This window comes from Paenibacillus sp. FSL W8-1187 (assembly GCF_037965485.1).
In the GTDB taxonomy this organism is placed as follows: Bacteria; Bacillota; Bacilli; order Paenibacillales; family Paenibacillaceae; genus Paenibacillus_O; species Paenibacillus_O pasadenensis.
Window position 1 is genome coordinate 1033750 of record NZ_CP150181.1, and the last position, 15627, is coordinate 1049376.

At 63.1% G+C, this 15627-nt stretch carries 8 protein-coding genes; 7 read left to right on the top strand and 1 reads right to left on the bottom strand.

Translation table 11 applies throughout. From position 1 onward, the window contains the following. The first annotated feature begins 113 nt into the window (after positions 1-113). From NYE40_RS04515 to NYE40_RS04535, 5 genes are all read left to right on the top strand, one after another. Complete coding sequence (locus NYE40_RS04515) at positions 114-962, top strand: ABC transporter permease subunit (RefSeq protein WP_084137537.1); 849 nt, start codon at positions 114-116, stop codon at positions 960-962. A gap of 15 nt (positions 963-977) precedes the next feature. After that, entirely contained in the window at positions 978-1856 is an 879-nt protein-coding gene (locus NYE40_RS04520; RefSeq protein WP_028600268.1) for a carbohydrate ABC transporter permease, read from the top strand. Positions 1857-1917: 61 nt separating this feature from the next. Beyond that, positions 1918-3504 (top strand): ABC transporter substrate-binding protein, encoded by a 1587-nt coding sequence (locus NYE40_RS04525; RefSeq protein WP_028600269.1) that lies wholly within the window; start codon positions 1918-1920, stop codon positions 3502-3504. Positions 3505-3605: 101 nt separating this feature from the next. Beyond that, on the top strand, positions 3606-8720 hold the full coding sequence (locus tag NYE40_RS04530) for a glycoside hydrolase family 66 protein (RefSeq protein ID WP_240479060.1): 5115 nt from the start codon (positions 3606-3608) through the stop codon (positions 8718-8720). 174 nt (positions 8721-8894) lie between these two features. Further along, positions 8895-11285, top strand: coding sequence for a glycoside hydrolase family 66 protein (locus tag NYE40_RS04535; RefSeq protein ID WP_052333541.1), 2391 nt, complete (start codon positions 8895-8897; stop codon positions 11283-11285). A gap of 123 nt (positions 11286-11408) precedes the next feature. Here the strand turns inward: NYE40_RS04535 and NYE40_RS04540 are convergent, their stop codons facing one another. Continuing rightward, positions 11409-12278, bottom strand: a complete 870-nt coding sequence (locus NYE40_RS04540) for an AraC family transcriptional regulator (protein ID WP_028600270.1) — start codon at positions 12276-12278, stop codon at positions 11409-11411. A 118-nt stretch (positions 12279-12396) separates the two neighbouring features. On the opposite strand from NYE40_RS04540, the gene NYE40_RS04545 reads away from it, so the two are divergent. After that, complete coding sequence (locus tag NYE40_RS04545) at positions 12397-13743, top strand: alpha-L-fucosidase (RefSeq protein WP_153782834.1); 1347 nt, start codon at positions 12397-12399, stop codon at positions 13741-13743. 324 nt (positions 13744-14067) lie between these two features. Beyond that, the gene (locus NYE40_RS04550) at positions 14068-15525 is read left to right on the top strand and encodes a SulP family inorganic anion transporter (protein WP_228551264.1); all 1458 of its coding nucleotides are present in this window, start codon (positions 14068-14070) and stop codon (positions 15523-15525) included. Positions 15526-15627 lie beyond the last annotated feature (102 nt).

Genomic DNA, 15627 nt, shown 5'->3' on the forward strand with positions numbered 1-15627 from the left:
AACAAACTCAAGAAGAGCTGCCCGAGCCAAGGGCGAAGGCGCGTCCGAGGCGGGGGCTGAAGCAGGCCTGGCAGTACCGGGCGCTCATCGTCCTGGCTCTGCCGGCGATCCTCATGCTCTTCATCAACAACTATTTGCCGATGTTCGGCATTTTCCTCGCCTTCAAGGATCTGAACTATACCGAGGGCATCTGGGGCAGCGCCTGGGTCGGGCTCAAGAACTTCGAGTTCCTGTTCGCCTCCAACGACGTGTGGCGCATCATCAAGCATACGCTGCTGTACAACCTCGCCTTCCTCGTCTTGGGCACCGTTCTGGCCGTGCTGCTGGCGATCGTGCTCAACGAGGTGCGAAGCCGCATCCTGTCCAGGTTTTTCCAGAGCGCGGCAATCCTGCCGAACTTCGTTTCGATGGTCATCGTCGGCTACCTCGTATTCGGCTTCCTCAATCCGGATCTCGGCTTCGTGAACAAGTCGATCCTGGAGCCGATGGGCAAAGATCCGGTCGCCTGGTACGCCTCGCCGGAATACTGGCCTTACATCCTCCTCCTCGTCAATACGTGGAAGACGGTCGGCTACTCGGCCATCGTCTATCTGGCGGCGATCGTCGGACTCGACCAGGAATACTACGAGGCGGCGCGCATCGACGGAGCGAGCCGCTGGCAGCAGATGACCAAGATTACCGTGCCGCTCATCACGCCGGTCATCATCATCCTGACGCTGCTCGCGATCGGACGCATCTTCAATGCCGACTTCGGCCTGTTCTACCAGGCGACGATGGCGTCCTCGATGCTCAAGGAAACGACCGAGGTCATCGATACCTACGTCTACAACGCCCTGCTCGTCACGGGCGATACCGGTCTGGCCTCGTCCGCAGGCCTGATGCAGTCGATCGTCGGCTTCGTGCTCGTCCTCACCGTCAACTACGTCGTGCGCAAAATCAGCAAAGAGAACGCGCTGTTCTAAGGAGGATGCGGCATCTTGGACAATAAACGAACGAATCCCTTCATCATCATCGGGCTGAGCCTGTTCAGCCTCGCCTGCATCCTGCCATTCTGGCTCGTGTTCACGATCTCGATCTCCAATGAAACGGACGTGACGAAGCACGGATACAGCTTCTGGCCGAAGCAGATCGACCTGGTCGCCTACCGCTATCTGCTGCAGGACTCCGCGTCGATCCTGCGGGCGTACGGCGTGACGATCCTCGTCACGATCATCGGCGTCGCGGTCAGCCTGTTCATTACCTCGGCGCTCGCCTACACGCTGTCCCGCAAGGATTTTCCTTACCGGGGCGCGCTCAGTTTCTATGTTTTCTTCACGATGCTGTTCTCGGGCGGCCTGCTTCCCTGGTATCTGGTGTACACCCGCTTCCTCGGCGTCCAGGATACGCTGCTGGCGCTCATTCTGCCCGGCCTGATCGGCGGCTTCAACGTGCTGATCATGCGGACGTTCTTCACGAACAGCATCCCCCCGTCCCTCATCGACTCCGCACAGATCGACGGGGCGAGCGAGTACCGCACCTATTTCAGCATCATCCTGCCGCTGTCGCTGCCGGTCATGGCGACGATCGGGCTGTTCACCATCGTCGCGTACTGGAACGACTGGTTCACCAGCCTTGTGTTCATCAACAACGAGAAGCTGTACTCGCTGCAGTACCTGCTCAACAAGACGCTGATGAACGCGGCGTTCCTGCAGGCGATCGCCGACAAGGCGTACAGCAATACCGCGACCGTCGCGCAGCCGCTGGAATCGATCCGGATGGCAATGGCGATGGTGGCGATCGGGCCGCTCGTGCTCGTGTTCCCCTTCCTGCAGAAATACTTCGTCAAAGGCTTGACGGTAGGGGCAGTCAAAGGCTGATTCCGGCTCCGGCCGGTTGAGCACATAGAAGAAAACAGGCATTCAAGGGGAGGCAATATTCATGAAACGATGGAAGAAACGCTCCACGATGCTGACCGCGCTGCTGCTTACGGCGGCGCTCGGTGCGGCAGGCTGCTCCGGCGGCAACGGCGGCGAAGGCCAGAACGGCGCGGCCGGCATCTCGCCGGCTCCTTCGTCCGACGGAACGAAAGCGCTTGCGCCATACGAGGTCGTCATGGTGTATCCGGACGGACCGCAGAACGATCTCGGCACGGTCCAAAGCGCGATGAACGATTACCTGAAGCAGACCTATCCCGAGATGAACGTGTCGGTCAAGCTGAATCCGATCGACTGGGGCGCCTGGAGCGACAAGACGAACCTGATGATGGCGTCCAGCGAGAAGTTCGACCTGATCTTTACGGCAGACTGGCTTGGCTTCAACCAGCAGGTGACCAAGGGCGGCCTGCTGCCGCTGGACGATCTGCTCGCCAAGTACGGACCGGACATCGAGGCGGTCGAGAAGGACTTCCATGACCCGGCCAAGCGCGGCGGCAAGCTGTACGGCATCCATACGCATCAGGAGCTCGGCGGCACGCAGGGCGTCTATGTCGACAAGGCGCTGGCGGAGAAGCATGGCTTCGATCTCAGCGTGTTCAAGGAAGGCAAAGTCGAAGCGCTGGAGCCGATGCTCGCGGCGATCAAGGACAAGGAGCCGGGCGTCACGCCGCTCGTCGCGCCGAGCTTCCCGCTCGAGGCCTACTACGGCTCGGGCACGACGGATGCGATCGCCAGCGTCGCCGTCCTGAACGTGCTGAATACGGACCCGGACGACTTCACGGTCGTCAATACGTTCACGACGCCGCGCTACATGGAGCTGGCCAAGCTGACCCACAAGTGGTTCAAGGCGGGCTACATCAACAAGGACGCGCTGACGCCGGGACTGGACGTGTGGAAGAAGTTCCAGGCCGGCAAGGCGTTCGCGTTCGTCGGCGACATGGACATCATCGCCGACATGTCGATCGGCTCCGTGGCGACATCGCCGAACGGCACGCTCAAGGCGGGACGGGAAGTGCTGCAGATTCCGCTCAACATCGACCGCCTCCAGACCGGCAAGATGACGGCGACGATGCAGGCGATCTCCAAGACGAGCAAGGACCCGGCCCGCGCCATGATGCTGCTGAACCTGTTCTACAAGGACAAAGAACTGCTCACGCTGTTCAACTTCGGCGTCGAGGGCAAGCACTATGTGCTGCAGGACGGCCAGATCGCGCTGCCGGAAGGCAAGACGAGCAGCGATGTCGGCTACAGCCACGACATCATGTGGCAGATCGGCAACCAGATGCTCAACTACACCCGCGTCGGCGAAGATCCGAACAAATACGAGAACTACAAGAAGTTCAACGAGGCGATCTCGCAAAATCCTTCCCGCATCTTCGGCTTCATCTTTGATCCGGAGCCGGTCAAGAACGAGATGATCGCGATCGACACGGCCATCAAGCCTTATGTCGACGGCATCAAGTCCGGCCAGCTCGATCCGGAGGAGAACGTCCCGAAAATGCTGGACAAGATGAAGGCGGCTGGCTCCGATAAAGTGATCGCCGAAGCGCAGAAGCAGCTGGACGCCTGGAGACAGGCCAACGGCAAGTAGGAAGAGAGACAGCAGGTTTGAGCAAGGGCATGCCGGTTCGCGGGATGCCCTTGCTTTGCATCCATAGCCTCACCCCTATCCATGCTTGATCAAGGAGGAACATGATGAGACCTATCGTCAAACATGCCGCTCGCGCCATGGCGGCCGCGCTTGCCCTGCAAGCGGTCCTGCCGGGAGCGATTTCCTGGAACGCGGCACGAGCCGCTGCGGCGGCGCAGATTGCCGGTCCCGCAGCATCCGTTCCGGCGTCGCCGATCGAATCGCTGGCTGTAGGCAAAGCCCGCTATGCTCCGGGCGAGGCGGCGCAGCTGACGCTGCGCTTCCGCGACGAGCAGCCTTGGCAAGGCCAGCTGCATGTCGAGATCCACCATCTGAACCGGCTGATTGCCCAAGGAACGAAAACAATCCAGGCGCAGCCGGGACAAGGAGAGCTGTCCTTCAGCTGGAACCCGCCGGACAGGGACTTCACCGGTTATCTGGTCAAGGCTTGGCTGAAAGGCAGGGAAGAGGAGGCAGTTACGGCGGCCATTGACGTTTCGAGCGATTGGAAGCGCTTCCCCCGATATGGCTATGTGAGCGAGTTCCCGAGAGAGACGGCGGCCGAAAGCGACGCCAAGCTGAAACAGCTCTCGCAGGAGTATTACTTGAACGGCTACCAGTTCTACGACTGGATGTGGCGCCACGATGTCAGCGTCTATTCCAAAACCGATGCCAGCGGCAAGCCGGTCCGGGACGAGCAAGGGAATTTCGTCACGGAAGCCATTACGCCCGAGGCGCATTATGCCGATCTGCTCGGGCGGGACTTGTATCCGCTCTCGATCAAGCAGCAGGTGGCGGCGGCGCAAAAGTACGGCTCTGCTGCGATGGCCTATCAGATGAACTATGCGGCCCGCGAGAACTACGAGGACTTCGGCGTGTCGCCGAGATGGGGCCTGTTCAAGGCCAAGCCGGATCCCGCCGAGCCGCAGAAGAGCCAGGACGGCTTCACTTTCGACGTGAACGGCAAGACGACCTCGTTGTTCCTGCAGGATCCGGGCAACCCGGAATGGCAGCGGTACATCGCCGGACAGTTCGTCCGGGCAGCGAACGAGTTCGGCTTCGACGGAATGCATCTGGACCAGTGGGGGGCGAACGACAAGAACTTCCTCTACGGGTATGACGGCAGCCAGCGCTACTACTCGCTCGACTACGACAAGATCATCAACGCGACCAAGGACGCGTTGGCCGCCAACGATCCGGCGAAAAGCGACGTCACCTTCAACATGGTCGGAGGCAACGCCGAGTACAGCGCGGTGCCGAATCCGGCGACCAAGACCGATTTCGACTACAGCGAGATCTGGAGCGACCGCAACCATTACCGTGACCTGCAGAAGGTCGTCGAGGATACCCGGTCCAAAAACGGCGGCAAGGCGATGGTCATCGCCGGCTACATGAACTACAAGATGGCGACCGGGGTCAAGACCCGCGGCACGGCTGCCCGGGACGTGCCGGCTGCAGCCGAGTCCCCGTCAAGGATCGCGAAGGCCCATGGCTGGGTCGGCAACTTCGGCCGCAAGGATACGGACGCGGTGACGTTCCGCGTCACGGTTCCTGCGGCCGGAAGCTATCGGCTCAAGCTCGGCTACGGCCATGGCAACGACGGAGGAGCTCCGGAAGGAAGGCTGGCCGTCAACGGCGCGACGGCCGCAGCCGCGATTCCGTTCCCGGAGAAGACCGGATGGGGCGAGCCGACGGCGGAAGCGGTCGTCGAGGCCGCGCTTGTCAAAGGCGAGAACGAGGTCAGGCTGACGCTGAACACAAACGGGCTCTGGCTCAACCTGGCCAGCCTGACCGTCAGCGGCCACGGCTCCGACAAGCGGTACGACGCCGCGGACGCCGAGCTGGACAACGTCATCGTGGACCAGTACAGCCATGTGTACGGCTTCGAGACGAAGGGCGACACGATCCGCTTCGAGGTCGAAGCGCCGCAAGCGGGCGACTATCCGCTGTCGTTCACCTATGCGTCCGACTGGCAGGAAGCATCTCGCGAGCTGAGGGTCGACGGGGAGCGGCAGGCAGACGTCGTATTCCCGGCGGCGGGCGGCTGGGAGTCGTTCGTCCCGTCCGGCGTGCTGGCCCAGGCGCGTCTCAAGGCCGGCAAGAACATCGTCGAGCTGCGCGCTCCGGCGGACGATCTGGGCATCAAGCTGCGGGACATGACGGTCGGAGACCAGAAGCTGCCCGCCTATTTCGCGGAAATACCTCCGGCCGCGAGCATCGTCCTGACGCCTTCGAGCACGGACAATTTCGGCCAGGCGGGACAGAGCGTCACCTACCGGGTCTATGCCGACCGAGCCGTGGATTCTATCGGCGTGCTCTACCGCACGGACAACGAGCCCGCCCTCTCCGTGAAGGTCGACGGCCAGCCTGCGCCTCAGGCGCAGCAGGTGCCGTTCTCCCGCACGCCGGGCGGCTGGGGCGGAGACATGCAGCTCAAGCTGCTGCCGCTCCGCCTGGAAGCCGGAGCGCATGAGGTGCGGCTGGAAATGGCGACTTCGGGCCAGTACGCGAACGTAGCCGGCATCGTAGCAGACGGACGGCTGTACAGCTCCGGCGGCGCGGCGCCGGAGGGCGGCGTCCAGCCTGTCGTCGGGTACGCTTCCGGCTTCGACAACGTGAACGACCGCGTCGCCTTCGAGGTGCAGGCGCCGGAGGACGGCCTCTACGATCTCGACTGGATCTACCGCGCCCAAGGACAGGCAGCCGCGGTCCGCAGCGTGTCGGTGAACGGCAGCGCCGCCGGCGAGCTGACGCTCGATCCGGCCGCAGCGTGGACGGACAAGCGCCAGGCGGGCGTCGCGCTTCGCCAGGGCAGCAACGTCGTCGTCATCAGTCAGGAGGCCGGGCAGGCAGGCTCGATCCAGCTGGACCGGCTGGACGTACGGCCGGCGCAAGGCTCCGGTGCCGTTCGGAGCTATGAGGCGGAAAACCCGCGAAGTGACACGAGCTTCGCTCTCGTCAAGGACACGGTCGTGAACTTCGGCGAGGTCGGGCAGCAGGTCACGTACCCGCTCGAAGTGCCGGCCGCGGGCGAGCAGAGCCTCATCTTCACCTACGCCAACGCGGGCGCCTTCACGACCCGCTCGGTCTATATCGACGGCGAGCGGGCCAAGGATGCGGGCGGCAATCCGCTCAAGATCGGACTCGACGGCACGAAGGGCAAGGACGCGTTCAGCGGCGACGGCTATGTGATCCTGCCGCATCTCGGAGCGGGAGCGCATCAGGTGACGCTGAAAATGGAAGCCGACGACGTGCCGGGATCGATCCAGCTGCGCGGCGTGACGGTCGGGTATTTCGACGAGCCTTCGGTGCGTCTGATGGACGCGGCGCTGGCATCGATGGGTGCGACCCACATCGAGCTCGGGACGGCGGAGCAGATCGGCGAGGGGCCGAACATGCTGGCGCACGAGTATTACCCGAACCGCAGCAAGAAGATGACCGAGAGCACGAAGGAGGCGATGAAGGACTACTACAAGTTCTTCGCCGCCTACGAGAACCTGCTGTTCGACAGCAAGGCGGATGCGGATGCGGCGGTCGAGGCGTTCGACGCTTCGGGGCAGGCGCTGCCGACGAGCCGGGACGGCTCGGAGCGGACGCTTTGGACGACCGTCCGCACCAACGCCGGCAATGAGGGGTATGCCGACTACGACGTCATCCATCTGATCAACCTGCTGGACAACGACTCCAACTGGCGGAACGAGGCGCGGCAGCCGAAGGCGGCGCACGATCTTGCGGTCCGCTATGCGATCGGCGGCCCGGCGGCGGAGCGGCCGGAGCTGAAGGTGTACGCGGCCACGCCGGACAGCCGCGAGGGCGCCATGCAGGAGCTCGACTATGTCTGGGACGGCGATTCCATCGTGATCCAGGTGCCGGAGCTCGACTACTGGACGATGCTCGTCATCGACCGGCAGCCGCAGTCGCCGGAGCCGCAGGCGTTGTTCGGCGGAGACGGCTCCGAGACGAGCCCGACGCCGTCCCCAAGCGCAAGCCCGACGTCGCCTCCGGCCGAGCCGCCGGCGTCCGGCGCAGCGGCATCGGCCGCTCCTTCGCCATCCGCATCGCCAGCGCCGGCAGTCCGCGTCATCGGCGAGAGTGAGCTGTCGGGCGAAGGCGCGGCAGGCCGGATCGACTTGCGTCTCGAGGCTGGAACCGGCCGGGCGCGGATTCCGGTGGCAGCCGCGGGCAAGATTTCGGCCAAGGAAGTCCGGATCGGACACGATGGGGCAGCAGCCGTTTGGAAAAGCTCCGCGCTGAACGCCTTGCTGGCTGCCGCCGCCAAGGATGGAGCGGCCTGGCTTGAGCTGGAGCTGCGGCCGGCAGGGGAGGCCAAGGCTCCGCACGCGGCGTGGACGCCGAGGAGCGCAGTCTATGAAGCCCGCTTGAGCGCAGTCGGCTCCGACGGAACAGCGGTGGGCAGCGCGGCGCTGTACCCTCAAGGCCAGCTGGAATTCCGGGTGCAGGCTCCGCTGCTCGGAGGCAAGACGCTCGGCCTGTACCGGGCGGGCGCAACGGACGCCGAGTGGAGCTACGCCGGCGGCGTTTATAGGCCGGGAGAGCGCGTCCTGCGTGCGGATTGGACCGAATCCGGCTCCTACGCTGTCATGGATCATCTCAAGACGTTCGCGGACGTGCCGCCCAGCCACTGGGGCTACGAAGCGATCGCGTCGCTGGCCGCCAAGCAGATTGTGACCGGCATGACGGAGAGCCGCTTCGAGCCGTCGGCGACGGCCACCAGAGCCCAGCTCGCGGCGCTGCTCGTCCGGACGCTTGGCCTCTCATCCGGCGGCAAGCCATCCGCTTTCCCTGATATTCCGGCAGGCGCATGGCATGCCGATGCGGTCTCCTCCGCCGTCTCGGCCGGCTTGATCCTCGGACGGGAGGATGGCCGGTTCGATCCTGATGCCGCTGTCTCGAGACAGGAGCTGGCGGTGATGCTGGATCGCACGCTCGACTACCTGGGCGGGCAGAAGCAGGCGCCGGCAGCCGCCGCGTCCTCTTCCTTCTCGGATCGCGCGCTGATCGCGGCCTGGGCTCAGGCGGCGGTGAGCCGCCTGGAGCAGGCCGGGCTGCTGCTCGGCGACGCCCGGGGACAATTCCGGCCGCAGGCCGCCAGCACGCGGGCCGAGATTGCGGCCGTGCTGGACCGGCTGCTGGAGCGGACGGCCGCGGCGGACTGACGCCGTCCTGGCGAGGACGGCACGAGATGGCGCAGGCAAGGGGCGGAGGGCTGCAAGTGTGGCTTTCCGCCCCTTTTTTCCATCCAGCGGAAGGGAGGCGATGTCCTGGAATCCGGACGATGCTGGATTCCATGCGCAAGCGACAAGCGATGAACAAAACGAGGAGGAACGATCATGACCAGCAAGCTCTTGCCTGTGTTCGGCCTGGTTGTCCTGCTGCTCGGCCTGGCTGGGATGGCGCCGGAACAAGCTTCGGCCGGCACCGCGCCGCTCCTGCAGCGGGTCAATACCGACAAGGCCCGCTACAATCCGGGCGAGCAAGCCGCCATCTATTTGGATTTGAAAAACGGGACCGGGTCCAGCTTCGCCGGCTCGGTGACGCTTTATTTCCGCCATCTAGGAGCGGAGGCAGGCCCGGACCAGACCCGGACCGTGTCCCTCGGCGCGGGACAAGCGACAACGCTGACGTATGCCTGGACGCCCCCGTCGACCGACTATCGGGGGTATCTGGTGGAGGCATGGGTCCGGGACCAGAGCGGCGCGGTCGTCGACTCCGGATCGACGGCGATCGACGTCTCGAGCAACTGGACCAGATTTCCGCGGTACGGCTATGTGAGCGAGTTCGCGGATACGGTCGATACGGCGAACTCGACGTGGCAGCTGAAAAACTACCATATCAACGCGCTGCAATTTTATGACTGGCACTGGCAGCACCATCGTCCGAACCCGGATCCGCAGTCCCCGTCCTGGCAGGATATCGCCAACCGCCGGGTGGCGCGCTCGACGGTGAACGGCTACATAAGCAGCGCTCACCACTACGGCATGAAGGCGATGAACTACAATCTGATCAACGGCGCCTTCGACAACTATTGGAACGACGGGGTGCAGGTCGCATGGGGACTGTTCAAGGACAGCGGCGGCAGCTACGACCCGAGCCGCCAGGATCTTCACGGGCTTCCGGGCGGCTGGGCAGGCGGGGGAGGAAAGATCTATCTGTTCAATCCCGCGAACCCCGGCTGGCGGAACTACATCTTCACGAGGGAAGAGGAGGTGTTCCAGAACTTCGCATTCGACGGGTGGCACATGGATACGCTCGGTCCTCGGGGCACGCTCTACGACTGGAACCGCAATGCGGTCCAGCTGGACTCGACGTATGCCGGATTCATCAATGCCGCGAAGGCGCGCCTTCAGAAAGAGGTCGTCTTCAACAGCGTCCTGGCCTACGGACAGGATCAGGTGTCCGCGGACTCGAGCGCGGAATTCGTCTACACGGAGCTGTGGGATGACGACGAATCGAACGACGACTACATCGATCTGCTGCGTCTGGTGGAGCGCTCCAAGGCGCGCAGCGACAAGGCCGTCGTATTCGCCGCGTACATGAATTACAAGCATTCGCAGGAGACTCCAGGAGGAACGCAGCGACTGTTCAACGAAGCGTCGGTCAGGCTGGCGGATGCCGCCATGTTCGCTGCAGGCGCCTCGCACATCGAGCTCGGCGACGGCGGAAGCATGCTGTCGAACGAGTATTTCCCGAACAAGAATCTGGTCATGAGCGACAGCCTCAAGGCGGCGATGAAGAATTACTACGGGTTCCTGACAGCCTATCAGAACCTGCTGAGGGACGGCGTCGTCAGCGGGTCGAGCCGGATCGAGCTGACAGGCTTGCCGTCGAGCACGGAGGGCGATGCGGGAGCGGTGTGGAAGTTCTCGAAGTCGAAGGACGGCTACGACATCATCCACCTCATCAACCTGGAAAACAACGTCTCGACCCGCTGGCGCGATGAGAACGCAGCCTACGCGGCGCCGGATCAATTCGCCGCTGTTCCGGCGAAGATCTACTACGAGGGAACGCTGCGCCCGAACGCCAAGGTCTGGGTGGCGTCGCCGGACTACGACCATGGCAAGGCGTACAGCCTGAGCTACTCGACCGGATCGGATGCCGGTGGCAGCTATGTCTCGCTGACGGTGCCCAAGCTGCACTACTGGGTCATGATCTGGATCGAGAAAGGCTCGAATGAAAGCGGCACGGCGCTTTCGGAAACGTTCGAGGACGCATCGGTCGAATCTATGCCGGCCGGCTGGCAGAACGTCAGCGGCTCCTGGCAGGTGTCCCAGCCTGCCGGAGCGACCAAAGAGCTCAAGGCCGCCGCGGCCAACAGCGTCGTGAACTACATTCGCGGCTTCAATACCGGGGACTACAGCGTCGAAGGCCATGTCTACCTGCCGAACACGGCCCATAATGCCGCTGTTCTGGCCCGGATGCAGAAAAGCGGAGGCTTCTATCAGCTGGAGCTGAGGGACGGAGCCTCCTGGAAGCTATATAAATTCGACGGCCGATCCACCTGGACGGAGCTGGCGTCAGGCGCGCACGTCTATTCGCCGGGAAGCTACCATTATTTGAAGCTGACCTGCCGAGGGAACCGCCTGACGGTTGAAGTCGATCTTCAGCAGAAGGCGACGATCACCGACCTGAACCAGCCTTTCCTGAAAGGGACGGTCGGCTTGCGGGCGGAGTCCGCGGACTACCGGTTCGACAACATCATCGTAACCGGACTGGCTGGCTGAGCGCTCTTGAAAAAAGCCCTCCTTTCGTTGCCAAAGGAGGGCTTTCGTGCGTCTGATCCGCCATGGAGCTGACGCGGCAATCGAGGCTGGACAGACCCGGCCCTTCTTCTCTTCCCCTTCAAGTCAGACCGGCTCTTCGCCGCGTGCCGCCCTCGCTCTGGAGGCCTGTCTGGCCCGGTACTCGGACGGAGAGCAGCTCATCTCCTTGCGGAACACCTTGGAGAAGTGGTTGGTGTCCGGAAAGCCGACCTGCGCGGCGATGTCCTTGATGCTGAGTCCGCCGGCCTCCAGCAGGGCGCGAGCGCGCTGCATGCGCTTGCGGTTCAGGTACTTGAGCGGAGAGACGGCGAGATGCTTGTTGAAGTAGCGCACGAGATAGTTGGGATGCAGATGGACATGCCGGGACAGGTCGTCCAGCGTAAGCGCCTCGGACAAGCGCTCTTCGATGAAGGAGTCGATCTGCCGCAGGCGTTCGATCTCGTCTCGCTTGCCGGGGGTGATCCGCAGCTGCGGGTTCGACTCGGCGAGGAAAAAGCCGATGACTTCGAGCAGGACTGCTTTCTCCCGGATCCGCGCCAGCCAGCCGCCGTCGGCATGCAGCTCCGCAAGCTCGCGGAACAGCCGGGTCAGCGAATCCAGCCGGTCCGGCGGAACGTTCAGCAGCGGCGGGACGTCGATCCATTGAAACAGATCCAGCCCTCCCAGCGCTGCGGTGAAATGACACCAATACTTGCGGTAGGGGCGGTCGCTTATGGCGGAGTAGGACTGGCGGACATGCGCCGGCATATGGCAGAGCTGGCCCGCGACGGGGGCATAGGAGCGGCCGTCGATGTCGATCCAGCCCTCGCCGCCGCAGATCAGATAGAACTTATTGTAAGACGGCACATAATCAAGCTCGCGCCACTCGGGCGAGCACTCCGTGTAGTAGGCTTCGACCAGGCTGACTTGAAGATGCTGGAGCATCGCGCCCGGCATGGCGTCATGGTCGTGCATCCGCATCCCTCGTTCAATTGGTTAATTTCATCCCCGCAGGAAGCTAACTTGCTGCCTATAGCTTATCACAATTCATTGCTAGACTTGGGCTATACCGAACATGGGGAGGCGCTAGGGCATGAATGAGTTGATCAGGCAACGTACCGAACGGACGGAGTGGTTCCGACATGACCGCTTCGGCATGTTCATCCATTGGGGAATCTATGCGATTCCGGCACGAGGCGAATGGGTGCGCAGCTTCGAGAGGATGAGCGACGAGGACTATCAGACTTATGTGGACGAGTTCAACCCGGACCGGTACGATCCGAAAGCATGGGCGAAGGCGGCCAAGGATGCAGGCATGACCTATGCGGTGCTGACGGCCAAGCATCATGACGGCTTCTGCCTGTTCGACAGCAAGCATACGACGTACAAGTCGACGAACACGCCATGCGGAAGAGACCTCGTCCGCGAGTTCCTCGATGCGTTCCGCGAGGAAGGGCTGAAGGTCGGCCTCTACTTCTCGCTCATCGACTGGCATCATCCGGATTTCCCGGCGTACGGCGACCGCATCCATCCGATGCGCGACGACGAGAGCTTCCGGCGCGATCCGGAGCGCTTCGACGCCTACCTGGACGACATGCATGCGCAGGTGCGCGAGCTGCTCACCGGGTACGGCAAGCTGGACATCATGTGGTTCGACTTCTCTTACGACGACATGAGAGGGGAAAAATGGCGGGCGACCGAGCTGATGACGATGATCCGCGAGCTCCAGCCGCAGATCATCGTCGACAACCGGCTCGAGGCGAGCGGGGAAGAAGGGGGCTCGATCTGTTCCCGGACCCCGAGCTTCTTCTCGGGCGATTTCGCTTCGCCGGAGCAGATCATCCCTCCGCAGGGCATTACGGACGAGGACGGCCGACCGATCCCCTGGGAAGCCTGCATGACGCTGAACAACAACTGGGGCTATGCGGCGAACGACCATGCGTACAAGTCGGCGAAAACCGTCATCCGCAAGCTGGTCGAGTGCGTGAGCAAAAACGGCAATCTGCTGCTCAATGTCGGACCGGACGCGAAGGGAGAGATTCCGCGGCGATCGCTGAGCGTCCTGGCGGAGGTAGGCGCCTGGATGCGCCGGAACGGGGAAAGCGTCTACGGCTGCGGGGAAGCGGACCTCGACAAGCCGGAGTGGGGCCGCTACACGCGCAAGGGCGACAAGCTGTATGCGCATATCTTTGAAGAAAGCGTCGGTCCGGTCAATCTGTCCGGTCTGGGCGGCCAGGTGAAAAAAGCGAGGCTGCTGGAAGACGGCTCGGAGCTGTTCGTCTCGCGTCCGTGGAATGCCCGGCTGTATCCGAACGATGAATTCTTCAACTTCGCGCAGCCGGAGCACTTCACTTATCCGCTGCCGGATGAGCTGGATACCGTCGTCGAGATCACGCTGAACGATCGGCATGGGAAATCGGGAAGCCAGGGGAGGCCGTAAGGGCTTGCCGGCACGGCGGCCTCTCCCGCGCCGCATCGCCTGAACAAGCGTCCGCCAACCGGCGAAGCACTCGTTGCTTCGCCGGTTCGCTTTTTATGGCGCGAATCCCCACGGGGCAGGGGGCCGTCTCCCGCCCCGATCTTGACCTTACTTGAATCGATCCCCATAGAAAAGAGCCGCAGCAGCGAGAATGGGCGCGATTCATTTCGATGATTGCGCTTTCTTTGACTTCCGGGCTTGTCGCCGGCTTTTCCTAAAAGCCTTATAATGCTCGGTTAGAAGAGGTGCATCGGAAATTCCGCTCATCAGGAGGGTACATTTGTCTTGAACCGCATATCCCGCTGGAAGCAGGAGTGGCTCCCGAATCCGGGAACGAACATCCTGTCCGGCATCACTGTCGCTTTGGCGCTCATTCCCGAGACGCTGGCCTTTTCGATCATCGCGGGCGTCAGCCCGATGGTCGGGCTCATCACGTCCTGCATGATCGCCATCATCATCTCGTTCGCCGGCGGCCGTCCGGCGATGATCTCCGCCGCCACCGGCGCGCTCGCGCTGCTCATGGTCGGCCTCGTCCGCGACCACGGCGTGGAATACCTGTTCGCCGCGACGATCCTGACCGGCATCATCCAGCTCGTCATCGGCTGGCTGAAGCTCGGCAGCCTGATCCGCTTCGTGCCGCATTCGGTCATGAACGGCTTCGTGAACGCGCTGGCGATCATGATCTTCATGGCCCAGCTCGTGCACTTCCAGGGCCAGGGCTGGACGATGTACGCGCTCGTCGGCCTCGCGCTCGCTATCGTGTTCGGGCTGCCGAAGCTGACCCGCGCGTTCCCGTCCGCGCTCGCCGCGATCATCGTCGTGTCCGCCGTCGCCATGATCTTCAAGCTCGACGCGCTGACCGTCGGCGACATCGCCGACTTCTCCGGCACGCTGCCGATGCTGCATCTGCCGGACTTCGTTCCGAACCTGGACAATCTGCTCATCATCCTGCCCTACTCGGCCTCGATGGCGCTCGTCGGGCTGCTGGAGTCGCTGCTGACGTCCAACATCCTCGACGAGATCACCGATACGCCGAGCGACAAGAACCGCGAGGTCAAAGGCCAGGGCATCGCCAACTTCGCCACCGGCTTCTTCGGCGGCATGGCGGGCTGCGCGATGATCGGCCAATCGGTCATCAACGTGCGCTCCGGCGGACGCACGCGGCTGTCGACGCTGACGGCGGGCGTCGTCCTGCTGCTGCTGATCCTGTTCCTCAGTCCGGTCGTCAAGCAGATCCCGATGGCGGCGCTCGTCGGCGTCATGTTCATGGTCGCGATCGGCTCGTTCAACTGGAAGTCGCTCGGCGAGCTGAAGCGCGCCCCGATCGGCGACTCGATCGTCATGCTGGCGACCGTCGGCGTCGTCCTGTACACGCATAACCTCGGCCTCGGCGTCATCGTCGGCGTGCTGCTGAGCGCGGTCATCTTCGCCCGGCGCATCTCGCGCATCGCCGTGAAGGCGCAGCCGCAGCCGGACGGCAGCCTGCGCTATGCGGTGAGCGGCCAGCTGTTTTTCGCGACGGCGACCGATTTCGGCGACGCCTTCGACGCGGCCGGCGATCCCGAGCGCGTGACGATCGACTTTTCGGACGCCCATGTGTGGGATCACTCCGGCGTCAATGCGATCGCCCGCATCCGGGGCAAGTACCTGGAGGCCGGCAAAAGCTGCGACGTCGTCGGGCTCAACGAGGAGAGCGGCCGGCTCGTCGAGAAGATGGGCTTGGAATCGTACGGCACGCTGTAGAGGAAGACGCATCGTGCAGCCAACAAAGGATGGGAGGAAGCAGCCGCTTCCTCCCATCCTTTTTCGCATGCGCTCCTTTTAAATTAATGTAATATTATGTAA